At 42.3% G+C, this 26,960-nt stretch carries 21 protein-coding genes and 1 other annotated feature; of the genes, 7 read left to right on the forward strand and 14 right to left on the reverse strand.

What is annotated here, in order from left to right; genetic code table 11:
- Positions 1–3: 3 nt before the first annotated feature.
- Entirely contained in the window at positions 4–1,191 is a 1,188-nt protein-coding gene (megL, locus tag ACXAD1_RS19710; RefSeq protein ID WP_474910812.1) for a methionine gamma-lyase, read from the reverse strand.
- 141 nt (positions 1,192–1,332) lie between these two features.
- The gene (locus ACXAD1_RS19715; protein ID WP_474910813.1) at positions 1,333–3,201 is read right to left on the reverse strand and encodes a sensor domain-containing diguanylate cyclase; all 1,869 of its coding nucleotides are present in this window, start codon (positions 3,199–3,201) and stop codon (positions 1,333–1,335) included.
- Positions 3,202–3,791: 590 nt separating this feature from the next.
- Between ACXAD1_RS19715 and rpsD the strand changes: the two genes are divergently transcribed.
- Complete coding sequence (gene rpsD, locus ACXAD1_RS19720) at positions 3,792–4,394, forward strand: 30S ribosomal protein S4 (RefSeq protein WP_206839147.1); 603 nt, start codon at positions 3,792–3,794, stop codon at positions 4,392–4,394.
- A 94-nt stretch (positions 4,395–4,488) separates the two neighbouring features.
- Here the strand turns inward: rpsD and tyrS are convergent, their stop codons facing one another.
- Positions 4,489–5,748, reverse strand: a complete 1,260-nt coding sequence (gene tyrS, locus ACXAD1_RS19725) for a tyrosine--tRNA ligase (RefSeq protein WP_206839149.1) — start codon at positions 5,746–5,748, stop codon at positions 4,489–4,491.
- A 77-nt stretch (positions 5,749–5,825) separates the two neighbouring features.
- Positions 5,826–6,051 (reverse strand) — a binding site (T-box leader).
- A 156-nt stretch (positions 6,052–6,207) separates the two neighbouring features.
- On the opposite strand from tyrS, the gene ACXAD1_RS19730 reads away from it, so the two are divergent.
- Positions 6,208–9,084, forward strand: a complete 2,877-nt coding sequence (locus tag ACXAD1_RS19730) for a transglycosylase domain-containing protein (protein ID WP_474910814.1) — start codon at positions 6,208–6,210, stop codon at positions 9,082–9,084.
- Positions 9,085–9,263: 179 nt separating this feature from the next.
- Here ACXAD1_RS19730 and acsA read toward each other — a convergent pair whose 3' ends face one another.
- Positions 9,264–10,982, reverse strand: coding sequence for an acetate--CoA ligase (gene acsA / locus ACXAD1_RS19735; protein ID WP_474910815.1), 1,719 nt, complete (start codon positions 10,980–10,982; stop codon positions 9,264–9,266).
- A 224-nt stretch (positions 10,983–11,206) separates the two neighbouring features.
- On the opposite strand from acsA, the gene ACXAD1_RS19740 reads away from it, so the two are divergent.
- The 3 genes from ACXAD1_RS19740 to ACXAD1_RS19750 all read left to right on the forward strand — a co-directional run bounded on the left by ACXAD1_RS19740 (position 11,207) and on the right by ACXAD1_RS19750 (position 13,752).
- Complete coding sequence (locus ACXAD1_RS19740; RefSeq protein ID WP_206839154.1) at positions 11,207–11,839, forward strand: GNAT family N-acetyltransferase; 633 nt, start codon at positions 11,207–11,209, stop codon at positions 11,837–11,839.
- A gap of 96 nt (positions 11,840–11,935) precedes the next feature.
- Complete coding sequence (locus tag ACXAD1_RS19745) at positions 11,936–12,583, forward strand: acetoin utilization AcuB family protein (RefSeq protein ID WP_474910816.1); 648 nt, start codon at positions 11,936–11,938, stop codon at positions 12,581–12,583.
- Positions 12,580–13,752, forward strand: coding sequence for an acetoin utilization protein AcuC (locus tag ACXAD1_RS19750; protein ID WP_206839158.1), 1,173 nt, complete (start codon positions 12,580–12,582; stop codon positions 13,750–13,752). Before ACXAD1_RS19745 ends, ACXAD1_RS19750 begins: the two co-directional genes overlap by 4 nt.
- Before the next feature lie 81 nt (positions 13,753–13,833).
- Here the strand turns inward: ACXAD1_RS19750 and motS are convergent, their stop codons facing one another.
- From motS to ACXAD1_RS19770, 4 genes are all read right to left on the reverse strand, one after another.
- A complete protein-coding gene (gene motS / locus ACXAD1_RS19755; protein WP_370225338.1) occupies positions 13,834–14,574 on the reverse strand; it encodes a flagellar motor protein MotS in 741 nt (246 codons plus the stop codon).
- Complete coding sequence (gene motP / locus ACXAD1_RS19760) at positions 14,564–15,382, reverse strand: flagellar motor protein MotP (protein WP_474910817.1); 819 nt, start codon at positions 15,380–15,382, stop codon at positions 14,564–14,566. The genes motS and motP overlap by 11 nt, the downstream gene beginning before the upstream one ends.
- 271 nt (positions 15,383–15,653) lie before the next feature.
- Positions 15,654–16,652, reverse strand: coding sequence for a catabolite control protein A (gene ccpA, locus ACXAD1_RS19765; protein ID WP_264738783.1), 999 nt, complete (start codon positions 16,650–16,652; stop codon positions 15,654–15,656).
- A gap of 252 nt (positions 16,653–16,904) precedes the next feature.
- Positions 16,905–17,981: a bifunctional 3-deoxy-7-phosphoheptulonate synthase/chorismate mutase gene (locus ACXAD1_RS19770; RefSeq protein ID WP_009333327.1), complete on the reverse strand. Its 1,077-nt coding sequence runs from the start codon at positions 17,979–17,981 to the stop codon at positions 16,905–16,907.
- Positions 17,982–18,260: 279 nt separating this feature from the next.
- Between ACXAD1_RS19770 and pilM the strand changes: the two genes are divergently transcribed.
- Positions 18,261–20,435, forward strand: a complete 2,175-nt coding sequence (pilM, locus tag ACXAD1_RS19775) for a pilus assembly protein PilM (protein ID WP_474910818.1) — start codon at positions 18,261–18,263, stop codon at positions 20,433–20,435.
- A gap of 26 nt (positions 20,436–20,461) precedes the next feature.
- On the opposite strand, the gene ytxJ is transcribed toward pilM, so the two are convergent.
- The 3 genes from ytxJ to ACXAD1_RS19790 form a co-directional block, all read right to left on the reverse strand.
- Complete coding sequence (gene ytxJ / locus ACXAD1_RS19780) at positions 20,462–20,791, reverse strand: bacillithiol system redox-active protein YtxJ (RefSeq protein WP_206839163.1); 330 nt, start codon at positions 20,789–20,791, stop codon at positions 20,462–20,464.
- Positions 20,792–20,889: 98 nt separating this feature from the next.
- Positions 20,890–21,393, reverse strand: a complete 504-nt coding sequence (locus ACXAD1_RS19785; RefSeq protein WP_206839164.1) for a YtxH domain-containing protein — start codon at positions 21,391–21,393, stop codon at positions 20,890–20,892.
- A gap of 22 nt (positions 21,394–21,415) precedes the next feature.
- A complete protein-coding gene (locus ACXAD1_RS19790; protein ID WP_206839165.1) occupies positions 21,416–21,901 on the reverse strand; it encodes a DUF948 domain-containing protein in 486 nt (161 codons plus the stop codon).
- A gap of 227 nt (positions 21,902–22,128) precedes the next feature.
- Between ACXAD1_RS19790 and ACXAD1_RS19795 the strand changes: the two genes are divergently transcribed.
- On the forward strand, positions 22,129–23,244 hold the full coding sequence (locus ACXAD1_RS19795; RefSeq protein ID WP_474910819.1) for an aminopeptidase: 1,116 nt from the start codon (positions 22,129–22,131) through the stop codon (positions 23,242–23,244).
- 127 nt (positions 23,245–23,371) lie between these two features.
- Here the strand turns inward: ACXAD1_RS19795 and murC are convergent, their stop codons facing one another.
- The 3 genes from murC to ACXAD1_RS19810 form a co-directional block, all read right to left on the reverse strand.
- Complete coding sequence (murC, locus tag ACXAD1_RS19800) at positions 23,372–24,667, reverse strand: UDP-N-acetylmuramate--L-alanine ligase (RefSeq protein WP_206839168.1); 1,296 nt, start codon at positions 24,665–24,667, stop codon at positions 23,372–23,374.
- 201 nt (positions 24,668–24,868) lie between these two features.
- Positions 24,869–25,522 (reverse strand): hypothetical protein, encoded by a 654-nt coding sequence (locus ACXAD1_RS19805; RefSeq protein WP_474910820.1) that lies wholly within the window; start codon positions 25,520–25,522, stop codon positions 24,869–24,871.
- Positions 25,523–25,559: 37 nt separating this feature from the next.
- Positions 25,560–26,657, reverse strand: a complete 1,098-nt coding sequence (locus tag ACXAD1_RS19810; RefSeq protein ID WP_206839170.1) for a nicotinate phosphoribosyltransferase — start codon at positions 26,655–26,657, stop codon at positions 25,560–25,562.
- Positions 26,658–26,960 lie beyond the last annotated feature (303 nt).

A 26,960-nucleotide genomic window follows, 5' to 3' on the forward strand; every position in this document is an offset into this window, starting at 1 on the left:
GTATTAGACTCCTTCGAGTGCCTGGGAAAGATCATCTCTGATATCTTCCCACGATTCAAGCCCAACTGAAAGTCTCAGCAGCGTATCTTCAATGCCCATCTTTTCACGTGACTCCTTTGGAACCACTGCATGAGTCATCGTAGCAGGGTGCTGAATCAATGTTTCTGCATCTCCAAGGCTCACAGCAATTTTAATTAGATTCAGCCGGTTCATAAATTCCTGAGCAGTCTCTTTATCCCCCTTTAGAGTAAAAGAAATCATCCCGCCAGGTCTCCTCATCTGTTTTTGGGCAATTTCAAAATCTGCATTTTTGCTGTCTCCTGGAAAAAAAACTTTTTCTACCTTTGGGTGCTCCAATAAGCAGGATGCAAGCTGTTCCGCATTGTCACAATGTCTGTCAAGTCTGACTGCAAGTGTTTTCAATCCTCGAAGAAGCAGCCAGGCGTCAAAAGGTGAAATAATGCCTCCAATATCTTTTTGAGTCGTCATGGAGACTTTATCCAAAAATTCTTTAGACCCTATTACGATCCCTGCAACTACGTCACCATGACCCCCGATGTATTTTGTTGCACTATGAATGACAATATCACAGCCCAGCTCGATAGGATTCTGCAAGTATGGCGAACAGAAAGTATTGTCAACTACAACTGGAATTCCCTTCTCTCTCGCTGCTTCTGCAACGATCTTCAAATCCACCAACTTCATTGTTGGATTTATTGGAGTTTCAACATATATACAGGCCGTTTCCGGTTTAATTTCATCAAGCAGCTGCTGCTTTGATTCCATAGCTGAAAAATCATGGCTGATTTTATACTTTTCATCCATCATCTCAAGGAGTCCGAATGTACAGCCATAAACTCCCTGAGAACATAAAATATGATCTCCTGTTTTGGTTAAAGCAAACAGGACAGCTGAAACTGCAGCCATACCAGACCCAAAAGCAAGGGCTGCTTCTCCTTTTTCCAGAGCGGCCATTCTTTCTTCAAGCATCTTAACTGTTGGATTTCCAAGACGGGAATAGATATAGCCTTCTTCCTCACCGGCAAAACGCTTTTCTCCCTGCTGTGCTGTTTCAAATGTAAAAGTTGACGTCTGGAATATTGGCGGTGCGAGGCTCCCCTTGAACCTTTCAGCATCGTATCCTTCATGGATGACCTGCGTCTCGAAGTTAAACCGATGTTTCCTATCCATTCTACCTCTCCCTTTCGCTGCAAGCGCTTACATTATTATCTATAATAAACTTCTCTTTCAGCATATGATAATAGTATATTTTTTGAAAGTATTTTGTTACGGAAAAATATCAATAGAGACTGCCTTTCCATAAGGCAGTCCCTAGATAAATGAATCTGCAGCCGACTCAATGATCACTTTATTTTTCCCTGTATTCTTAGCGGTATATAATGCCCTGTCAGCACGTTTAAACAGCGCAGCATATGAATCTTTTTTCCCCCTGCTCCAATACGAAACACCGCATGAAATGGTTACTTGGGGATCTGTGATTTGACATACCTTTCTGACAAGCCGTTCAGCAATAAGTGATCCCGCCGGCAATGAAACACCGGGCAGGTAAAGTGCCAGCTCCTCTCCTCCCCATCTCGCACCTATATCAGTGCTGCGGATATTGCTGTTTATTAAATTAGCAACTTGAATAATGATTTCATCGCCAACCTGATGTCCGTATGTATCATTTACCAATTTAAAATCATCTATATCAACAAGCATAAATGTTCCTTCATGATCTTCATTCATGGATTGATGAATCCGATCATCCAGATAACTTCGGGAATATAGCTTTGTTAAGTGATCCGTTACAACCATCTTCTCAAGCTCTTCTCTCAGCATTGAATTGGTAAAGGCAAGTGTGGAATGATGAATCAAAGACTGGAGCAGCTTGAATGTTTCAAATGAAAAATGATAAGGAGAACTATGCATGACAAGGGCAAATCCCTTTAATATTCCAGATTGGGTCATTGGAACAGCCATGATGGATTTGTAAAAGCTGGCCATTCCCTCGAACTGTAAAGAAAAATCCCCAATAAAAAGAGACTCTTTCTCCTTGATGATCTTTGTCTTTATATACTGAATATAGATTTCTGCCTCTTTGGTTTGAAAAAATTCAGTGCTGCCCTGGATTATCTTCACATCGGCACTATCAGAAGATATCAAAATGAAACCGGCTTCTTCAGCATCAAAGGAATGCATAATCTGATCTGCCATGAAGTTCATGGTTTCTGTCAGGCGCAAATTCGAATTCAGGCGGTGGGATGTTTCGTTAATTAATTGAAGGTCAGCTATCAATCGCTTGGATTGCTGATAAAGCTGCGCATTTTCCAGTGCACTCCCTGCAGTATTGGCCAGAAGCGTGATAAATTCAATTTCATTTTTAGGGAATATGATAGTATTAGGAGCTATGACCTGTAGCACTCCATAAACCCCCTGTTTTCCTTTTAATGGAGCATATAAGACAGAGCGCATTTCCTGCAGGGAATCTTCAAATTGAACAGCCCCTGTGACATATGCCTGCATAGCCGCGATGTTTTCGCTGTCATATTCAAGGTCTCTAATGGGCAAATCCCCATGTTTATTGTTATCCTGGGACAGCAGAAGATAATAGGTAAAAGTGGGGTACATTTCCTGCAAAGTATAAATAATTTCCCCCAGCACCATATCCATATCCATTGAGGAATGGAATTTTTCTGTAACTCGGTAAAGCTGTTTATAGCGTTTTTCTTCAGATGCAATTTTGGCCAGACCGTGAGCTTTATCAAGAAATTGCCCGCATTCTTCGCTAAGCTCCTGATATACTTTTTCTGGATAGGAATGAAAACAGCCTGATTCACCTGTTAAAATCATGCAACCCAGCAGCTGGCCTCTCTTTACAAGAGGAAACATGATTTGTTCTTCCTTAATCTCAGTGCCTAAACTCTGCAACTCTCTTTTTTTGTTAGCCCATCTTTTTAAATCACCTGAAAAAGCAGGTGAAAGCAAAGCATCCGGGTTCGTGGCAGCTTCTGCAAAAAACTCCTGCTTCCATTCATTAAAGACATACAGAGTTATTTCATCAGCTCCGGTAAGGGCTTTAATGGCAGAAAGCATTTCATTCAGTAATTTTTCATAGTGAAAGAAACCGTTCTCCGTATCAATAATGTCAAAAAACCGACTTTTTAAATTCAGTATGATTTGGCGTTCAAGTGTATCCATCTTTATTATCACCCATCAAATGTCTCAGATCATGAATCTTTAAACCAATAAGGTATATTATAACGGACCAGAATTTATTTTTTCAGCATACATGTGGCTATTTCGTTTCAATTTTTTCCTATATTCATATCTTTTAAAGGTTAGAATCGGAGCAAGAAAATACACAATAAAATAAAAAAAGCGAAGCCGCCTTCCTTTTAATTAAACAATTCCAATTTTTTCTTTATTATAACATATCTTGCAAATGGACTCTTTATAAGTTTTCTAATTTCATGTGAAATATGACAAAGGACAAAAAATTCACTTAGTATTTAAACAACCATATAAATATGCAAGAGTAAAAAATAAAATCATCTTGACTTTTATCCTTAAAAAATTATATAATACTCCTTGTGTAAAATATTGCAGCCTATGTGAGCACCTTGATGCTCTCATTTTGTTCCTCAACCAGAGTTTTCTGGGGATGGGGTACTGTGTAACCCTCTGCTGCTAGGGCGAAGGTACATGAAAACAAAATGGACATGATTGTTGTGCGCATCTGTTTCTGTTTTTATTTTACCCAAATAAAAACACAAAAGGAGGAGTCTTAAATGGCTCGTTATACTGGTCCAAGCTGGAAATTATCCCGTCGTCTTGGAATCTCTCTAAGCGGAACTGGTAAAGAATTAGAAAAGCGTCCTTACGCTCCTGGACAACATGGTCCAAACCAGCGCAAAAAATTATCTGAATACGGATTACAATTGCAGGAGAAGCAAAAGCTTCGTCATATGTACGGAGTAAATGAGCGTCAATTCCGCAATTTATTTGATAAAGCTGGCAAAATGCCTGGTAAGCATGGTGAAAACTTCATGATTCTTCTTGAATCACGCCTTGATAACGTGGTTTACCGTTTAGGTCTTGCACGCACTCGCCGTCAAGCTCGTCAGCTAGTTAACCATGGTCATATCATGGTTGATGGATCTCGCGTTGATATTCCATCATACCGCGTAGCACCTGGTCAAACAATTACACTTCGCGAAAAATCTCGCAGCCTTGACATCGTTAAAGAAGCAATCGAAGTTAACAACTACGTACCTGACTTCGTATCTTTCGATGCAGACAAGCTAGAAGGAACTTTCACTCGCATGCCTGAGCGTTCTGAACTTCCAGCTGAAATCAACGAATCTCTAATCGTTGAATTCTACTCTCGTTAATAATTTTAAACTGCCGATGCATTTCGGCAGTTTTTTTATTATCCGGAAATTACTGATATACCCAAAAGCCCTCCTTCACAGGAGGGCTTTTAAGTTAGTATTTAATTAAGAAATATTTCTTCTTTCCGCGGCGAATGACAGTAAACTGGCCTTCAATCTTGTCCTTATCAGAAAGAGTGTAGTCAAGCTCCGTTATTCGTTCGCCATTTACAGAAACAGCGCCATTCGTCACATCTTCACGTGCCTGGCGTTTGGATGGGGAGATTTTGGCAGCAACAAGCAAATCAACGATCCCCAATTCTCCGCCTTCTGAATGCTCATAGGATGGAACATCCTTAAAGCCTTGTTTGATCTCCGTAGCCGAAAGGTTTTTAATTTCTCCGCTGAATAACGCTGCTGTAATCTTAATAGCCTGCTCCAATGCTTCATTCCCATGGATCAGGCGTGTCATTTCTTCAGCAAGTGCTTTTTGGGCTTTGCGGAGATGCGGTTCTTCCTGAACAGAATTTTCAAGACCTTCAATTTCTTCACGGGATAAGAATGTAAAGAACTTAAGGTATTTGATTACATCCGCATCTGCTGTGTTAATCCAGAACTGGTAAAATTCATATGGAGATGTTTTCTCTGGATCAAGCCAGATTGCTCCGCTTTCCGTTTTGCCGAATTTAGTTCCATCCGCTTTCGTAACCAGAGGGATGGTCAGACCATATGCCTTGGACCCTTCAGGCGCCATTTTGCGGATGAGCTCAAGGCCGGTTGTGATATTCCCCCATTGGTCGCTGCCGCCAATCTGCATTTTGCAGTTATGATTCTCATATAAATGAAGGAAATCCATTGCCTGCAGGATGGTGTAAGTGAATTCAGTAAAGGATATTCCCGTTTCCAGTCTGGAAGAAATGGTGTCTTTAGCGAGCATGTAATTGACTCCGACATGTTTCCCGTAATCACGCAGGAAAGTAACGATATCCATGGAGCCTGCCCAATCATAGTTGTTAACCATGATTGCACCATTTTCACTATCAAAATCAAAAATCCTTTTAAGCTGGTTCTTAATACAATCCACATTATGCTGTACAGTTTCCAGCGTCTGCAGCTTCCGCTCTTCGCTTTTACCGCTTGGATCTCCAATGAGGCCAGTGGCTCCCCCAACAAGAACGATTGGACGATGGCCTTCTTTTTGAAAGCGCCTTAAAGTCAAAAACGGCAGCAGATGCCCGATATGCATGCTGTCAGCTGTTGGGTCTACACCGCAGTATAAAGAGATTGCTTCTTTTCCAAGAGTGTTCTCAATGCCCTCTTCATCTGTCTGTTGGTAAACAATTCCTCTCCATTGCAAATCTTCAAGTAAACTCATCTTAACTCCTCCTAATTAACGGCTATTTTCAAGGCATCAACAGGTTATCACCCAAACAAAAAACGCCCCTGCAAATATGCAGGGACGCATGATCATTTTTGCGCGGTACCACCCAAATTGAGGACAGCTGTCCTCCACTCTTTCAGAATAACGGATAATCCGTCCACTGCTATAACTGCTGTGCAGGTTGACAGTGAAAGCTCAGGGGAGTATTTCATCCTTCTATTTGTACCGGCTCGCAGCGAACGCCGGCTTTCTGAAACAGGGATAGAAGCATTACTGGGTTCCCATCAATGCCTGTAAAAATATTTAAACGTCTTAGATAAAACATTTTTATCATAAATATCAGCCAAATGTCAAATGCCTGTGCAAAAAAAGGAAATTTCAGATAAATGACGAACCTTGTCATATTACTATGTCGCAATATGCTATAATAGATGTGATTTTAGGGGGATTGATATGATGAAAGAAAAGTTTCAGATATTATTTGATAAATTGAGGCAAACTCCGGGCCTTTTCGGAAATAAGAAAGCAGCTAAAGGAGCGAGTATAACGTACCAGGTTATCTGGAATCTTACTTTGCTTTTTATCATATTGGCTGTCATTGGCGGTGCATTCGCTGGAGGACTTGGAGCTGGTTATTTCGCGTCGCTGGTAAAGGATGAACCCATCCGATCCTATGCCAGCATGAAAAAAGATATTTACGACTATGAAGAGACATCACAAATATACTTTGCAAATAACGTATACTTAGGAAAGCTGAGAACAGACCTTGAACGTGAGGAAGTTAAGCTTGATGATGTTTCCGAGCACTTAATTAACGCAGTTGTGGCTACTGAAGATGAATATTTTTACGAACATGACGGAGTGGTGCCAAAAGCGATTATGCGCGCACTGTTCCAGGAAGTAACCAATTCATCTGTTCAATCCGGCGGAAGTACACTTACACAGCAGCTGATAAAGAACCAAATCTTAACGAATGAGGTTTCTTTCGAGCGGAAAGCAAAAGAAATCCTGCTTGCTTTGCGACTGGAGAAATTCTTTGATAAGAAAGAGATACTGGAAGCCTACCTGAATGTATCCACCTTTGGAAGAAATGCATCCGGACGTAATATCGCCGGAGTTGAAGCAGCTGCCAAAGGCATTTTTGGGGTGAGTGCAAAAGAATTAACTTTGCCTCAGTCCGCATTTATAGCAGGGCTGCCGCAGAGTCCATTCGGCTACACTCCTTTTACAAGGGAGGGAACGGTCAAAGAGAATCTGGAACCAGGTTTCTCCAGGATGAAAACCGTTCTTAAAAGAATGTATGACGACGGAAAAATTGACCAGAAGCAATACGAGGAAGCCTTGGCTTACGACCTGACTAAGGATTTCACTACGCCTTCAGAAAGCCCTTTGGAAAAATATCCATATTTAACGTATGAAATTGAAGAACGTGCAGTAAACATCATGACTAAGATTCTCGCAAAAAATGATGGATACGAAGAGCAGGACTTAAAAGAGGATGACGAGCTCCGAGAGGAATACAGGTCCCTTGCAGACCGGACGATCCGCCAGAATGGCTTCCAGATCCATACGACGATCAACAAAGATATTTATGATAAAATGCAGCAGGTTAAGAATAACTATCCTTATTATGGGCCAGACAAACCTGAGACGGTTAAGGACCCAGAAACCGGTGAAAATAAGCAAATCATGGAGCCCGTAGAGGTTGGAGCCATTTTGATTGAAAATAAAACCGGTAAAATCATCAGCTTTGTCGGCGGACGCGATCACAAACGTGAACAGCTGAATCATGCTACAAGCGCTCTAAGGCAAAATGGTTCAACCATGAAGCCGCTCTTAGTCTATGCTCCTGCAATGGAACTTGGAAAAGCAGCGCCCGGCACCATTCTGCCTGATGTGCCGCTATACCTAAGTCCAGGACTAAATAGACCTTGGCCAAAGAACTATACGAATACCTATAGCGGGCTGGTTTCAGCAAGACATGCTCTCAAGCATTCATACAATGTCCCGGCTGTAAAGCTCTATAAGGATATAGTCGGACAGCGGCCTGCCTCTTATCTGGAAAAAATGGGCTTTACCTCATTGATCGGCCCTGACTATACAAACTTATCTACATCCATTGGTTCTTTGGAATATGGGGTAACGGTTGAAGAAAATACGAACGCCTTTACTACATTTGCCAACGGCGGGAAGTTTATTGACGCCTATATGATCGAAAAAATCACAGATAAAGACGGGAACACTATATTCCAGAATAAATCCGAGCCAGTTGATGTATTTAGTCCGCAGACAGCGTACCTTACAATCGATATGATGAGAGACGTTATTAACAGCGGAACTGCTACATCGATTAAGAGCAGATTGAAGTTCAGTTCCGACTGGGCAGGGAAAACCGGTACTGGTACTGAATTCATAGATGCATGGTTCGTGGCATCCAACCCGAATGTCACTTTCGGCATCTGGTCAGGATATGATACGCCTAAATCATTGAAAGCCCCTGGTCCGCTAAGCTATAGTTTGCGCAATAACTATCTCTGGGCGGATTTGATGAATGCAGCCTATGACGTCGCACCTGATCTTGTTGACCCGAGTGAAAGCTTTAAAATGCCGGGCGGAATCGTAAGGCGTTCATTCTGTGCCATTTCAGGCCTGCTTCCTTCTGAAGCCTGCTCAAGAGCCGGCCTTGTTGAAACAGACTTATTTAATGCAAAGTTTGTTCCTACAAAGGCGGATGATAGCCTGGGCAATGGAAAACTTGTCAGGATCGGCAACAAGAAATATATGGCACTTGATTCAACTCCTGAAGAATTTACAGAACCGGGATTGGTTGTGAATCCGGATTATATCGAAAAGCTCTTCGGAATTAAGGCGAATCCAAGCGACCTTATTCCGAATAAAGAACGCTGGAAGAGCATACTGACCAGTGCTGACCAGCTCAAAGATAACGGTAAAGCACCTGCATCCCCAGGCATAAAAGCTTCAGGCGAAACTATTACCTGGGGTGCACATCCTGAAAATGATGTAATTGGATACCGCGTCTATAACGGCGGCAAAAAAGTTGGGACAATAAAAGCAGGTTCCTCCCTTAGCTTTAAGGCTGGAAGCGGCTCGATCCATGTAACAGCTGTTGACATTGCCGGCAGAGAGTCGGCTCCTTCCAATGTAGTGGAAATCGGCAAAAAAACGGAAGAAGAAAAACCGAAGGAAGAGAAGCCAAAAGTGGAAAAGCCGAAGCCGAAAGAAGAGAAACCAAAAGATCCACCTCCAGCCGAGGAAAAGCCTGATGCTGAAAAGCCATCAGAACCTGGTGATGGTGAAGAAACTAATTAAAAAAAGCAGAATTCCAGTCGCCCAAACAGGGGCTGGAATTCTGCTTTTCCTTTATAGAAATAACAATGCCAAGAATATATTCTGGATAATTTGTTAAACATTTTTATCAAAAGGTTTATAACAAACAACCTTGAAACAATAACAAAGACCGCTGCTCATTAATGCAGCGGTCTCCTCTATTAATCTTCCATTGTAGACAAATCGCCAGTTGGCAGGTCCAGTTCCCATGCTTTAAGCACCCGGCGCATAATTTTGCCGCTTCTGGTTTTTGGAAGTTTGTCGCGGAATTCAATTTCACGCGGGGCAGCGTGGGCAGCAAGGCCTTTCTTTACGAATTGGCGGATTTCTTCCACAAGTTCTTCAGAAGGTTCATGTCCATCTCGTAAAGCAACAAATGCCTTTATTATTTCACCGCGGACAGGATCCGGCTTGCCAATAACTCCAGCTTCTGCAACAGCTGGATGTTCGATCAGCTTGCTCTCTACTTCAAACGGACCTACACGTTCGCCAGATGTCATGATCACATCATCTACACGACCCTGGAACCAGAAATATCCATCTTCATCCATATATGCCGAATCTCCCGAAACATACCAGTCACCTGGCATAAAATAAGATTCATATTTTTGCTCGTTATTCCAGATGGCATTCATCATGGAAGGCCAGCCTTTTTTAATCGCAAGGTTACCCATGCGGTTTGGCGGCAGCTCATTTCCCTGATCATCGACAATGGCTGCTTTAACACCCGGAATCGGCTTACCCATGGATCCCGGCTTAATTTCCAGGCAAGGATAGTTGCAGATGAGCTGTGCACCTGTTTCTGTCATCCACCATGTATCATGGATGCGCATATTGAATACTTTCATGCCCCATCTGACTACTTCAGGATTTAGCGGTTCCCCGACACTGAGGACATGCCGAAGGGAGCTTAAATCAAACTTTTTCACAACTTCATCGCCCGCGCCCATCAGCATGCGGAAAGCGGTCGGAGCACTATACCAAACCGAAACGCCATACTCCTCAATCATTTTATACCAAGTCTCCGGATTGAATCTGCCCCCGACAATGAGGTTCGAAGTACCTGTCAGCCACGGGCCGAAAATACCATATGAAGTACCGGTTACCCAGCCCGGATCAGCAGTGCACCAATAAACATCTTCTTCTTTTAAGTCCAGCACCCATTTGGCTGTCTGATAATGCTGAACCATTGCATTATGTACATGCAGAACTCCCTTTGGCTTGCCTGTAGAACCGGAAGTATAATGCAAAATAAGGCCATCTTTTCCGTCAACCCATTCAATTTGAAGCTTTCTGCTCGATTCAGCCATTCTTTTATTAAAGTCCACATAGGGGCCTGTTTCCTCAATATTTTCCCCAACAAGGAAAACATGCTTTAAGGCTGGCAGCTGGTCAACAGGCACACGTTCCAAAAGCTCAGGTGTTGTAATCAGAACTTTAGCTTCACTGTCATCAAGCCTGTCACGGACTGCTCCTTCCATAAAGGCTTCAAACAGGGGACCCACAATGGCTCCGAGCTTAATAGCTCCCAATACGGCAAAATAGAGTTCAGGAGAGCGAGGCATAAAGATGAAAACTCGGTCTCCTTTCTCTACATCCCCATATGCTTTTAATGCATTTCCCGCTTTATTGGATAGTTCCTTCATTTCTTTGAATGTATATTTCTCATTTCTCTGTCCATCACGATAATAAAGGGCAACCTTATTTTTTCTGAAGGATTCCGCATGACGGTCAATAGCCTCATAAGCCATATTCATGCGGCCGGTTTCTTTCCAGGAAAATTCTTTTTCCGCATCAGCCCAGTTAAAATCTTCATAAAGCTCGTCATAGCTTTTTAAATTGAAGTCCCCTTGTGTTACTGGCAGCGCTTCCACTTTCATATATTGTTATCCCCCTTATTTAAGATTTGATATTATTATAGTATAAACATTATATTTTCTCAATTTTTAAAATTTTAGAGTTAAAAAAAATTACTTATGAACCAAATAATAAATTGTCACAAACTTTTTTAAATTACACAGAAAATTATGTGAAAGCGCTTTATCATCTGTGTTTTTATGTATAATAGAAATTACATTGATCATGTCTATTGGGCGGTGAATAAATGGAACATAAAAAAACGTATAATGCAAAAGAATTAAAAACAGCCAATGGAAAATTAATCATTGAGGGGCCAATTTCACCTGAAAAGTTGGCAGATTATGAGTTTCATAAAGATCTTGTTGCTTTCAGGCCTCCGGCTCAGCAGCATAAAGCCCTCGTTGAAATTGCGGGGTTGCCGGAGGGAAGGATTATAGTGGCCCGTGACAGGCATACCATTGTCGGCTATGTTACTTACTTGTATCCAGACCCTCTTGAGCGCTGGTCTGAAGGGAAAATGGATAATTTAATAGAATTGGGTGCAATAGAAGTGATCCCTGCTTTCCGAGGTTCAGGGACAGGCAAGAACCTGCTGAAAGTATCCATGATGGATGACGCAATGGAAGACTATATTATTATAACAACTGAATATTATTGGCATTGGGATTTAAAAGGAACTGGCCTGAATGTATGGGAATATCGGAAAGTCATGGAAAAGATGATGAATGCAGGCGGTCTTGAATGGTATGCCACAGATGACCCTGAAATCAGTTCTCATCCTGCAAATTGCCTGATGGCCCGCATCGGAAAAAGAGTGGAGCAGGACTCAGTACAGCAATTTGACCGCTTGCGCTTTATGAATCGCTTTATGTATTAAATCTTATTAATAGCGTCAATACATAATTCATGCCTGTATTCAGACTATTTTTCCGGCATGAATGATCTCCATATATTTCATAAGGAGGCAATTAAAGTGATTGTTGAAGAAATTATGAAAACGGATGTCACGGCCTTGTCAAAGGAAGACACCATTGCCGACGCCATAAGAATTATGAATGAAAAAAGAATACGGCATTTGCCGATAACAGATGAAGCGGGCAGATTGCAGGGACTTGTAACAGATAGGGACATTCGTGATGCCACACCTTCTATTTTTCATACAGAACTATTTAAGGAAGATCTGCAGAGACCATTAAAAATGATTATGAAAACAAATATCATCACCGGACATCCTCTTGATTTTGCCGAAGAAATTGCTGCGGTTTTTTATGAACAGCGGATTGGCTGCCTGCCAATATTAAACGATAATAAGCTGGTTGGAATGGTCACAGAGACCGATTTGCTTCATACGTTAGTTCAATTGACGGGAGCTCATCAGCCAGGATCCCAGATTGAAGTAAAGGTGCCAAACAGGGCGGGCATGCTGTTTGAAATCGCTGAAATCATCTGCAATAGAAAAGCAAATATTCAGAGTGTCCTTGTTTACCCTGACAAAACGGATGATAAATACAAAATACTGGTGATAAGGGTACAGATAATGAACCCTGCGCTTGTAGTTGAAGATTTGAAAAAAGCAGGCCACCATGTGTTATGGCCCAGCCTGCCGGGGATTTCACTATGACACATGATTCAGTATTTGTTTATTCGGAAGACCTGCTGAACTACAAATTCAGCAAAAATCATCCTTTTAATCAGATAAGGCTGAAACTGACACTCGATTTGCTCAAAAATATAAATGCCATCCAGGAATGTCATATTATTCCCCCGCGCCAGGCTTCCGATGAAGAGCTTCACTTGATACATGATCCTAATTATGTGAATGCTGTTAAGCTTGCCGGCCGGGGACACCTTCCTGAGGATATCGGCGAAAACTATGGTCTTGGAACAGAAGACACACCTATTTTTCCAAATATGCACGAAGCGAGCTCTCTTTTAGTAGGAGGCACCCTGGCAGCCGTTGATGCAGTCATGAGCGGACGTGCTAAGCACGCACTTCACCTTGGCGGCGGCCTTCACCACGGTTTTCGTGGAAAAGCATCTGGTTTTTGCATCTACAACGATAGCTCCGTCGCCATAAAGTATATACAGGAAAAGTATAAAGCTCGTATTCTGTATGTGGATACAGATGCCCATCATGGTGATGGCGTTCAATGGTCATTTTATGATGACCCGGATGTATGCACTTTATCGATTCATGAAACAGGCAGATATCTTTTCCCCGGAACCGGAAATGTAAATGAACGAGGACAAGGAAAAGGATATGGATTCTCTTTCAATATTCCCGTGGATGCATTTACTGAAGACGATTCTTGGCTTCACGCATACCGTACAGCTTTTCGGGAGGTTGCGGAATTTTTCAAGCCGGATGTGATTCTGACGCAAAATGGGGCTGATGCACATTATCTTGATCCTCTTACCCATTTGTCATCTACTATAAAGATTTATAGGGAAATTCCAAAACTGGCCCATGAAATTGCCCATGAATATTGTGATGGGAAGTGGATTGCCGTCGGAGGCGGAGGTTATGATATTTGGAGGGTTGTTCCCCGGGCATGGGCCATGATATGGCTTGAAATGACTGAAAACTCTAATTGTTACGGCAATATACCGGAGGAATGGATAAATAAGTGGAAAGAACACGCACTTGTCCCTCTTCCCCTGGAATGGGATGATCCAGCTGATTTATATAAGCCTATCCCCCGCAAGAGCGAAATAACTGAAAAAAATGCCCGGACAGTGGACAAAGTCCTTTATCCGATCCGGAACACATCAATGACAGAATCATTATAAAAAAAGCGGCCGCGGACATTTTACCGGCCGTTTTTCATTTCTGCACATTGAAATAAACAGGTCTGGCTATTGCCAGACCTGTTACCCATTAGGAATATTTTTATCTTCATTAAATTTCGGATCAGAAATAATGATTTCAACGCGCCTGTTTTTCTCCCAATTCTCCGGTCCGGAATTAGGGACGATAGGCCGCGTTTCCCCGTATCCGACAGCCATAAACCTATGGCTGTCAAGATTATGCTTTTCTGTTAGATATCTGATTACAGTACTTGCCCGGGCAGCAGATAACTCCCAATTGGATGGATATCTGTAAGTAGTTATGGGCCGGTCATCAGTATGTCCTTCCACCTTCACAAGGTTGGGCATGTTTGCTAAAAGGGTTCCTACTTTATCCAGGAAGGAGTATGAGCTGTCTATCAGACTCGCATCCCCTGATTCGAATAAAACCTGTTCCTGCAGGACCAGAACGACACCCCGTTCCGTTCTGTTTGCCACAATAACTTTTTCTAAGCCATTCTTATCCAGAAACGACTGAATTTCCATCAGAAGCTCATCAAGTGAATCTGATTGCCCGCTTCCATCTTTTTCGGTAATTTCTTCCCTTTTCTCCTGGTTATCCGCTGGAATGATGGACGGCTGGAAATCAAGCACCTGCCTGTCCCGAAAAGAGTCGGATATCGCCTGAAATTTCATTAAATCGATCTGTGACATTGAAAACAGCAGGATAAAAAAGACCAATATTAGTGTGACGAGATCTGAAAAAGTTACCATCCATCTTGGGGCACCTTTAGGAGGCTCAGGAGACCTTCGCCTATGCCTCATAATCCAGCGCCTCCCCCGCGTTTACTTCTCTCTCAAGCTCTCTCCGTTCCTCCGAGGACAAAAAGGCGCTTAGCTTCTGCTCTAAAATTTTGGGATTTTGCCCGGATTGGATACCGATGACCCCTTCAATAATAATCTCCTTCAAAAATACTTCCTTCTCTGTCTTTAATGCCAGCTTAGATGCCATCGGCAGAAAAATTAGATTTGCCAGCAGAGAGCCATATAAGGTAGTTAATAAGGCAATGGCCATATTAGGTCCAAGAGTGGAGGGGTCATTTAAATTTTTCAGCATCAGTACCAGCCCAATCAGGGTTCCTATCATTCCCCATGCCGGAGCATACTCACCGGCTCTTTCGAGGATGCTCCTCCCTTTTCTGTGCCTCTCTTCCATCGCCATAATTTCGGCATTCAGAATGTCAGTAATGACATCTGGCTCTATACCATCCACAGCCAGATACATGCCTTTCCGAATAAAAGGATCTTCCACCTTCTCGATTTCAGCCTCAAGCGATAACAGCCCTTCACGCCGGGCACGCTCAGAGAGTTTGACAAAAATTCCAATCAGCTCGCCAACGCTTTGTTCTTCACTGGAAAAAGCCTGCTTAAAAACGGTAGCCATATGCCTGATATCTTTTAAAGGAAAACTTACAAGCAGCCCGGCTATTAAACCGCCTAAAACAATAAGAATTGAAGAAGGGTCAACAAAGGATAAAAACCCATCTGCTCCTCCATTCCACATGATGCCAAAAATCAGCATAGCCAGGCCCACCATTAACCCTGCCGGTGTTAAAATATCGAACTTTCTCATACTCTCTCTCCCTGATCCATTGCGAATTCCCTTTGTCTAATGGTTTATTTATGTCCTCGAAAACAGGTACGATAGTTAAAATTGACAGAAAGAAACGCCTTTCATATTAAGGCGCTTCTCTTTCTTCCCTTTTTCCAGCTGCGAGCGCCTAGCCCCTCGAGTCACTTCGGTCCAGAGGCTGAAGTCAAAGAACGGCTTCAACTTCTGGCCCTCCAGCGCTTGTCGGGGCTGGTCGAGGCGCTTACGCTTTTCTTTTATATCGGCAAGTCCATTATTTTGTTGAGCTTCGTTCTTCAATTCGGTGAGGGAGGACAACAATTTGCTCATCGACTGATTCTTTATTCATAAGTTTCGTAAGCAATCTCATGGCAACTGCACCAATATCATACAATGGCTGTACGACTGATGTCAGCTGAGGACGGACCATTAATGCCAATCTGGTATTGTCAGAGCTGATGACCTCAAAGTCTTTCGGGATATTAAAGCCTTTATCCTCCGCCCCGTGGACAATTCCCAATGCCATTTCATCAGATCCTGCAAAAATAGCGGTTGGACGCGGATCTGCCTCAAGCAGCTTTTCAAAGGCTTCTATACCTGAATCGTACGTATAATCTCCTTCAACTACCAATTCATCCCGGAAGGACACCTCAGCTTCTTCCAATGCCCGCTTATAGCCCGCAAGCTTTTTTTCCTGATTAATCGGCTCTCGGAGAGGTCCCACCACGATAGCAGCATCTTTATGGCCTTTTTCAATAAATGACTTGGTCACATCAAATGCGGCCTGTTCATAATTAATATTTACAGATGGGATTTTGCCTGTTTCCTCAATAGAGCCAGCCAGTACGATCGGAACCGGTGACTTTTCAAACTCTTCAACATGCTCGGACGTAATATTGCCGCCCATGAAGACTATTCCATCTACCTGTTTCCCGAGCATTGTATTGAGCAAGTGCAGCTCTTTTTCAATATTTTGGTCGGAGTTGCTGAGAATGATATTGTATTTATACATTGTCGCAATATCCTCTATGCCCCTTGCCAGTTCTGCAAAAAAGGTGCTGGAGATATCGGGAATGATTACACCGACTGTCGTCGTTTTTTTGCTTGCCAATCCTCTTGCAACCGCGTTGGGGCGGTACCCAAGCCGGTCAATTACTTCCATTACTTTTTTTCTTGTTGCAGGCTTAACATTCGGGTTGCCATTTACAACACGAGAAACCGTTGCCATTGATACATTCGCTTCTCTTGCTACATCGTATATTGTTACATTCATTACTTACACTCCTTCTTTAAATAGCGGTCGCTTCAATTACTTTATATTTTACAGCAACACGACGTAACCTACTCATTTTTTATCCTAATTTGTGAGTGGTTACACATGTACAATTATGTATTTAATCATACGACAGTCCAGGAATTGCCGCAATGTCAAGGCTTGTATTTTTGAAAAAAACTTAAATTTCCACTTTTAATGCAAAGTAAAGAGCCTCCTGCTACCAGCAGAAGGCTCTCCATATTTAGATGGCTACACTTTCAGCAATGCTGAAGATTGAAGTTCAGCCATAAATTGATCAAATTGATTCAAGTCCATTTGCTGCGCTGAATCTGATAGGGCAACGGCCGGGTCTGGATGAACTTCTGCCATTACACCATCTGCGCCGATTGCCAGCGCAGCTTTTGCTGCTGGAAGAAGCAAATCTCTGCGGCCTGTTGAATGCGTAACGTCAACCAGTACTGGCAAATGTGTTTCCTGCTTAAGAATAGGCACAGCCGAAATGTCCAATGTATTGCGTGTAGCACGTTCGTATGTGCGGATTCCGCGCTCACATAGAATAATCTGTCCATTCCCCTGGGACATGATATATTCCGCTGCATTGATGAATTCTTCAATTGTAGCTGCAATCCCGCGCTTTAAAAGAACTGGTTTGTTTACAGCCCCCGCTGCTTTTAATAGCTCGAAGTTTTGCATGTTTCTTGCCCCGATTTGAATGACATCAATATAATTTACAGCCGTTTCAATATCATTAGGGCTTACGATTTCAGAAATAACTGCCAGATCGTATTCATCTGCCACTCTTTTTAAGATTTTTAAACCTTCAAGGCCAAGACCCTGGAAATCATACGGTGATGTTCTTGGTTTATATGCGCCTCCGCGAAGGAGCTTAAGTCCTTTTGCTTTTACAGCTTCAGCAACAGTTGCCACCTGCTCATAAGATTCAACTGCGCAAGGGCCAAAAACAAGATGAGGATTGCCATCCCCTACTTTTTCACCCTTTAAGTCTACAATCGTATTTTCAGGCTTCTTTTTACGTGAAACAAGAAGGGCCTTTCTATGATCATCTTTTTGAAGTTCAAGACCTGCTTTAAAAATTTCCTTGAACATATGCTCAATTGTAGAATTTTCAAAAGGACCGTCATTATGCTCTTTTATCAAGTCCAGCATCTTGCGTTCCCGGACAGGATCATAACGATAAACCCCTTGTGTTTCCTTTACTCTTCCGATTTCCTGAACAAGTTCTGCTCTTTCATTGATCAAAGATAAAAGCTGGAGATTCAGCTCATCCACTCGATCACGAAGTTTATCTAGCTCTTTATTGCTCATTTCCTGTCCCTTCCTTTCGAATCTGAATTTAAGCCGTGTTGGTTTCAGGATGTATGCACATAGCACGCATCAAAATGCGAACAGCATTAAACATTTCCATCTTTCTCTTTTACGGCCTCTGGATATGTGATACATTTTTTATAATTAGGGTTATTATATATGAATTATTCAGACATGTCACGAAAAATTTCTTTATTAATTAAACGCTTTTAAGTGATAAAGCGATTTCAAGGCATTATTTAAACATTCTATGACATATTACAAAGAAGGTGTATTGCTTTGGACGAACAAAAAAAGCTTTTTGCACTGGATATCGGAACCCGTACGGTGGTCGGAATTATTCTCGAAGAGAATGGCGGCCAATATCATGTGAAAGATATCGTGATTAAGGAGCATGCAGAAAGGGCCATGCTCGACGGACAGATCCATGATATTCTGGCTGTTTCAAAAATCATATCAGAAATCAGAAATGAACTGGAAGCAAAACACGGCCCATTAATAAAGGTGTGTGTTGCAGCGGCAGGCAGGGCTTTAAAAACAGAAAGATCCGAAACAGCGATCAGCATTAAAGGAAAACCGATGATGCAAAAGCAGGATATACTTCACCTGGAATTAAGTGCGGTTCAGCAGGCACAGGCAATGTCTGCAGAAAAGCATGAGACTGAAAAAAGCTATTATTACTATTGTGTTGGATATTCCGTTTTATACTATCGTCTTGATGGAGAAGAAATCGGCAGTCTGATTGATCAGCAGGGTGATGAAGCATCCGTTGAAATCATTGCTACTTTCCTGCCCAAGATTGTAGTGGAGTCACTAATCTCAGCTCTTCAAAGGGCAGGCCTGGAAATGGAGGCTTTGACACTTGAGCCAATCGCAGCTATTAATGTGCTGATTCCTCCTTCAATGAGAAGGCTGAATGTTGCTCTTGTTGATATCGGTGCCGGAACATCCGATATTGCCATTACAGATATGGGCACTGTTACAGCTTATGGAATGGTGCCTGTAGCAGGCGATGAGATTACTGAAGCAATCAGTGACCAGTTCCTGCTGGACTTCCCTTTAGCCGAAAAGGCAAAGAGAGATTTGCATTTATCGGATACAATCTCTGTCACGGATATTCTCGGCTTCCAGACAGAAGTCAGCAGGGAAGAGACAATTGAAAAAATTTCTCCTGCACTCGAACGTTTGACAAATTCCATTTGCAATGAAATCCTGCAGCTGAATAATAGACCACCAAAAGCCGTCATGCTGGTAGGCGGCGGGAGCTTAACACCTGGGCTTGCTGAAAGGATTGCGCAAAGATTGGGCCTTCCGGCGAACAGAGTCGCAATTAGGGGAATTGATGCCATAAGCGGGCTGAATTTACCGGAATCCACAGACGGCGGCCCCGAACTTGTCACCCCAGTAGGAATAGCAATCGCAGCTAAAAGGGCTCCGGTCCAATATTGCACAGTTTACGTTAACGATCAGCCTGTCAGGCTATTCGAGGTCAAAAATCTGACAGTTGGGGATTGTCTCCTGGCAGCTGGCATTAAAATGAATAAGCTTTACGGGAAGCCCGGGCTCGCCATGATTGTCAATCTAAATGGGCAAAACATTACGATTCCGGGAAGCCATGGAGAAGCTCCAGTCATCAAACGCAACAGCATTACAAGTGCTTTAGATGAAGAAATCAAATCAGGCGATAACATTACTGTTTCAAAAGGACGTGACGGATTGCCTGCTGAGGTACGCATAAAGGATTTGATTGATGAAGTTCCGGAAAAGTCCATTACTATTAACGGAAAGCGGTACACAATCCAGCCTGCTATTACCTGTAATGAAAAAGCTGCCTCGCTTGAGCAGATCATTGCGGATCGGGATAAAGTGGAGTGCAGGGTTCCGGAAACATCTGAAGAAATATTAAGAATTTTAAACCTAAAAGATTTATTAAACGAGCTTACGCCTTTCCGAATAAGCATTAATGAAAAAGAGACATTTCTTCCACGCCATACCGGAAGCCTTTTTAAAAACGGCCTTGAGGCGAATTGTCTCAGCATAGTAGACGATGGTGACAATCTGCAAATTGAAAAAAGAAGCACACTAACAGTAAAGGAATTAGCAGATATTAAGCAGCTGGCACTTCAGCAGAGGATCCCGGTTATGTTTAACGGAAAAAAATTAGAGCTGTCCAGGGCAATACTTGAATTTAAGAGAGAAGGTGCTGTCCTCACCGAAGATGATCCCATTCATGCTGGAGATGCAATTGCACTCGTGAAAAAACCAATGTCTCCATTTATTTTTCAGGATGTATTTAGCCATGTTAGTGTAGATATGCCTGCAACATCTTCCGGAAACTTCATTCTCTTAAAAAATGGGGAAAAGACATCTTTTCATGAACCTGTAGAGCCTGGTGATCACCTCAAAATCCTGTGGCCTGCCATAAATAAAAATTCAAATGTAAATTATATATAGCAAAAACCCATCCGATTGGATGGGTTTTATCTGTTTTCCTTCACAGCATTCACCAGGGAATCATATGTAATCTTCCAATGTGATGCATGCCAGGCAACATCTCCATTATTAAACAGAATGGCCTGAGGAGACTCATGTTTGATATGAAAAGCTTCTGCAATATGATTAGACAAAGGACGATCATCCTGAACAACTAAGTAATAAGCATTTACATCCTGATGCTCTTTCACAAAGCTGTCATATTCTTCATAGGCTGCTCCGCTCACCGGGCAAGTGGAACTGTGTTTTAAAACCAGCAGCTGTTCTCCTGATTCTACTGCTTGATCAAATGCTTCATGGCTATCAAATTTTTTCATTTTCTTGCCTCCCCAACTAAGCCAGGCAAAGCCTCGCTCATTAAATTAAATAACGGTGAAGTAATCGTACCACTTCACCGTTGTTTAAACAAATAAAATTAATTATACTTTTGCTCGGTTTCGTCAAAAGCTTTTTTCGTCTCTTCCAGCTTCATTTGGATTTCCGCATCATTTACTGGTGCGTTCCCTTCTGCCTGGAATGTCTCGTCATTGATGGCCTCTCCATTTTCTTCAGCTGCACCACTTGCAGCAGCTTGTCCATTTTGAGCGTCTTTCAAGCTTTTTACTTTATTAACAAGTTCATTGGATTGCTTTGTTACCGTTTGAGTCAGCACATTTGTTTTTTCTTTGGCAGCATTAGCCAGTTCGGTACCTTTTGTCATAGCTGTTTCACGGTACTGTCCTGACTTTTCTTTTAATAAAGCAGCCTTTTCGCTTAAATCGCTCTGAAGCTCCTTGCCTGATTTAGGAGCCAGAAACAGAGCGGCAGCTGCGCCAACCATGCCTCCGATTAAGGCACCGATCATAAAATCTTTCGTATTAATATTTTCATCGGTTTTGGGCTGATTTGAATCAAATTGAGTACGGTCTTGGCTATTCATTCTCTTTTTTCCTCCTTTTAATCTAGTATCTTGCTCTTTCTCTCTGGCGTTCGGGCGGGAGCATTTGTTTCTCGCTGACATTGTACTGATAAGGGTCTTCTTTTCTCATTTTCCACTTATCTTTGATTTCAAGGAGAACATTGCTCCACTGTACCACCTGTGAGATTTTATCTTTATTCTGTTCAAGCTGTGTGTTTACAGAAGATGTGATTTTCTGAATGGATCCATTAAATTTGCGGACAGAGTCACCAACTTCTTTTACCGCAGTTACGACACTGTTCAGGTTCTCTGATTTCTGCTGAATGTCTGTAGCCAGTGTATTGGTTTTATGCAGCAGGACAGTTGTTTCCTTTGTGACGCCGTCTAATTGCCTTTCTAGGCCTGCCAATGTGTGTGATACGTTATCTAATGTCCCTTGTAAGGATTTTAACGTTTTCGCCAGATAAATGACCAAAACAAGAAATGCTATAGCAATGACTGCTACACTTAAGTATAAAATAATTTCCAATTCCTACACCTCCGGTTGTCTGTATACTAACTTTTTACCCAGATGCACTTCCTCTAAACCAGGAGTACATTAATAGATTCCACTTGTGAAGTCCAAATTCCTTCTCTAACAGGTATTTTCATCAGTTAAAGTAAATTTTAGCACAATTGGAAAAGGTTAAACAAAACCTCTCATTTCGGGTACAATAATAGTTGTCGGAAAAATAAATTTACTGGAGGTATTTATCCATGAAAGATCCCCGTATTGCAAAACTGGCAAAAAATTTGATTAACTATTCAATCCGTCTTCAGAAGGGCGAGAAGATCCTTATTGAAAACTTCGGACTGCAAAAGGAATTAGTGACCGCGCTGGTTAAGGAAGCATATGCAGCTGGAGGATACCCGTTTGTTTCTTTAAAAGATCATCAGGTTGATCGTTCCCTGCTTTTAGGGGCACAAGAAGAGCAATTCAATATAATGGCTGAGTTTGAAGCAAATGTTATGAGCAAAATGGATGCATACATAGGACTGCGCTCCGGAGACAACATCAACGAGCAGGCTGATGTGCCGGATGATAAAATGAAAATTCATGGATCAACCATCGGACAAAAAGTACATAGAGAAATCCGCGTGCCAAAAACGAAATGGGTGGTTTTGCGTTATCCAAATGCTTCCATGGCCCAGCTGGCTAAAATGAGCACAGAGGCATTTGAAGATTTCTATTTTGATGTCTGCAATTTGGATTACGGCAAAATGGACAAAGCAATGGACAGCCTTGTGGAATTAATGAACGCAACCGATAAAGTCAGAATAACCGGCCCCGGTACAGATTTGTCCTTCTCGATTAAGGATATTCCGGCAATCAAATGCTCCGGTCAAATGAATATCCCTGATGGAGAGGTCTATACGGCTCCTGTACGGGAGTCTGTCAACGGCGTCATCACCTATAACACTCCTTCTCCATACCATGGTTTTACATTTGAAAATGTAAAACTGACATTCAAAGACGGGAAAATTGTTGAAGCGGAAGCCAATGACAGCGAACGCATCAATAAAATCTTTGATACAGATGAGGGTGCGCGCTATATAGGTGAATTCGCTATCGGAGTTAACCCTTACATTCTTCATCCGATGCAGGATATTCTGTTCGATGAAAAAATTGACGGAAGCTTCCACTTCACACCTGGACAATGCTATGACGAAGCCTATAATGGCAATAAATCCAATATTCATTGGGATATGGTCAACATCCAGCGCCCTGACTATGGAGGCGGTGAAATCTACTTTGATGAGGTATTAATCCGTAAAGACGGGCGATTTGTCATTAGTGAACTTGAAGCATTAAATCCTGAGAATTTAAAGTAATAAGAAAAACGGAAGGGCGCCATCGGCTAGACCAGAGAGCCAATGGCGCCTGGAGCTAGACAGTTATCAACGTTCAAAAATTATATATAAAAAGGATGCTTCCTTAGCGGGGCATCCTTTTTTTGAATTATATTTGGTTTTCGTAAGCCTGCTGGAATTTTTGGATATCCCCGGCTCCCATAAACATAATTACGCTATCTTCATGATTCCTTAGTACAGCCGTTTCTTCTTCATTTAGAATTTGTGCATTGGGAATTTTGGCCTTTAAGTCATCAATCGTGAGTTTTCCATGATTTTCACGGGCAGAGCCAAAGATTTCGCATAGATACACTTTGTCAGCCAAATTGAGACTTGATGCAAAATCATCAAGAAAGGCCTGAGTCCTTGTAAATGTATGCGGCTGGAAAACTGCGACCACATCCTTTTCAGGATACTTTTGTCTGGCAGCTTCTACAGTCGCCTTAATTTCTGTCGGATGGTGGGCATAATCATCAATAATTACCTGAGATCCCACTTTCTTCTCTGAAAATCTTCTTTTCACCCCTTCAAAGGAAAGAAGCTGTTCCTGGACAATCTTCGCATCGATCTCTTCATAATGACATAGAGCGATAACAGCTAAAGAGTTCAAAACATTATGATCTCCATACGCTGGAATAGAGAAAGTCTCATAGAAGGTGTTGCGGACAAACACATCAAATGTTGTTCCTTCTGTTGTTTTAACTACATTGCGTGCCTGAAAATCATTATCTTCTCCAAAACCATAGAATACCACGGGCACTTTAGCCTGGATTTTTTGCAGCTGCTCGTCATCGCCGCATGCGAAAATCCCCTTATTCACTTGCCATGACATTTCCTGAAAAGCAGAAAAAACATCGTCAACGTTGGCAAAGTAATCAGGGTGGTCAAAATCAATATTTGTCATTATTGCATAATCAGGGTAGTAAGAAAGGAAATGCCTTCTGTATTCACAAGCTTCAAAAACAAAATATTCCGCTTCCTTGTCCCCTTTGCCCGTACCGTCTCCAATAAGGAATGAAGTTGGTTTTGCGCCTCTCATTACGTGCGCAAGCAAGCCTGTAGTGGATGTTTTCCCATGAGCTCCCGTCACTGCAATGCTCGTGAAATTCTTCATGAAATCACCTAAAAAGCGATGATAACGCACAACAGGCAAGCCAAGCTTCATTGCTTCCTCAATCTCTTCATGAGTGTCCGGATATGCATTCCCGGCTATTACCGTCATGCCCGGCTGTATGTTTTCCTTTTGAAAGGGAAGGATCTTTATTCCGGATTTTTCAAGTGCCACCTGAGTAAAAAAGTGTTTCTCAAAATCGGAGCCTTGAACCTGATAATTCATATCATGCAGAACTTGTGCCAATGCACTCATTCCAGACCCCTTAATACCTACGAAATGGTAAATAGTCATATAAAGAACCTCCAACCATCGTATATCTGTAAAACAGTATATGACATATATCTAGTTTTGCGCATATCTCCTTAGAAGACATGCTCCCATGACTGTGCTGTTAAGCTTTTCCGCTGTCACTTTTATTTACTTACACGTTAATGTATTGAATCATTATATCATTAATCGAATCTAAAAACTATGTAACGTATTGCCAGCTATTTATTCCCCAGAAATAAAAAATAAAACATTAGATTTCAGGAAGGCTCTCCACGTAAGGTCAGGAACTTCTAATTTTGACTTCGAAAAGGCCTCCGTTAAACGGTTAACTGCTTCATAACTTTGAATAGAGATAAATGGTCCAATAGGAAGATCATACATCTGGATTGGTATTCTTCTGATCAAATACCACCCTTTTGACAGTTCCGGCCGGAACACCCCGTTCTGACTTAAAAGAAAAGGAGTGTTATCTTCTGCACGGGAGGCGGAAATTACCTTTTGACATACTTCTATAATCCTGATGGGTTCCATGACTGATGTCAAAAAGAGAGCCCCCTGAATGAGATCTGATTCTGAAAGCTCCCGGGAATTGTTTTTTAAGAACTGACTAAACATAGTTGAGCCTTGAATGGTTTTATAATCAAAGAGAAACCAATCCTGGAAAACCGCCTGCTGAATAGGCAAAAAAGCCGCTTCAGGAGCAAGACCGAGCGTTTTCCGAAATAAATGCTTTGCGCGGACTTTCTCTCTGATATTAGCCGTCCGTTCCGTATAATCCCTGCTTAATGTGTATAAACGCAGAGCATTTTTCTCTCCCTGGAGCTGTTTAGCTTTACGAAAAGAATGTAAATCCATAATTGAGCCGTCCATATCCATTTTGGATGCTCCTTACTTTCTTGTAAATAGCGTTCTGTTATTCCACCTTTTCAAGGCGGGGGTTGGGACGATAACGGCGTCCTGCCTTAGCTGCATGCTTGCCGTCAATCATTACATTATCTCCAGTGAACCCTGTGGTGATCTTCAGCAGACTGCTTCCAATTCCATAGGTATCAACCGGAACACCCTGTTCTTCAAATTCGCGGATTCGGGATTCAGTAAAACCGCCGCTCACCACAATCTTCACATGTCCGAACCCTTCATCATCCAGCGCTTTCCTCAGTGCAAAAATCAGTTCTGCATTGACCCCGCGCGGGTCAAACGTTCCCAGCAAATGCTGATTTCTTAAGAAATATTGATCAATCATTGTTCTTGATGTGTCAACCCGAACACCTTTAAGCTCTTCGCCAAAGGTTCTTGCCACTTTCAGTGAATCGGTGATGGCATCATTATTGTAGTCTACCAGAGCAACTAATTCATCTTCAGGAAACGTCTCCTGATAAGCCTTCGTAGCCGCAACAATATCTCCCTCGAACATTTGGATCAATGCATGCGGCATTGTTCCCATGCCCTTTTTACCCCACCATTCATTCATGGCATGCGTTGCCTGGGCTGTTGCACCCCCAATAAAGGCTGCATAGCCATCTCCTGCCTGGGTGATATAATGATCATCCCGGTCCCCCATAAAGATGACCTGCTTTTGAACACCAGAAACACCTGCTGCTTTTACCACATTATATACATTCGTGGCAACTGAAGTTCTTCTGGCCAAAATGCCGTCAATTATTCCTTCGAGATATCCGAAATCCTGATATCTTCCTCTAATGGTCAAAACTGTTTCAAAGGGTGAAATCTTATCACCGTCTTTTAATGAATGGATTTCCAGATCATCCGGGCGGTCCGCAAATGTTTTTAATAGTGCAATGACCTCATCCGTACCGCATAGAACGGCATGATTCTTTTGGAAAAACTGCATGGTTACGATTTTATCTTCATGATATTTCTTAACAATCTCTCTTGTCTTAAGGAAGTATACCGCTGAAAACCAGCCATCTCTTACACGTTCATCGAATTTAAAAGTCTGGTTTGTCAGACGTTTAATTTCTCCTTTTACCTTCATTTCAATTTCCTTCATCCCTAAAGCTCCTTAGAAACACGAAAAGTGCAAGCGCCTTGCCCACCCCCGACCCTCGAGGGGGTAGGCGCTGGAGCTAGACAATTCTCGAAGTTCAAAAATATAGATACATTTATCCACAAAGAAAGCAGGTGTGCCTGCTGACTTGAGTTTGCAAGGAGCAGGCATCTATGCCGGCAGCCTGCCAGCTTAAGAATGCTTTCTTCGTTTATCGCAGTCTAACGGGCAGTAAGCCCCCATTTCAAGACTCAGAGGAATCAATGGAGGATGAGGGGGCAAACTGCCCGTAAAGGCCCGATTGGT

This window comes from Cytobacillus sp. ABV4_503 (genome assembly GCF_056158445.1).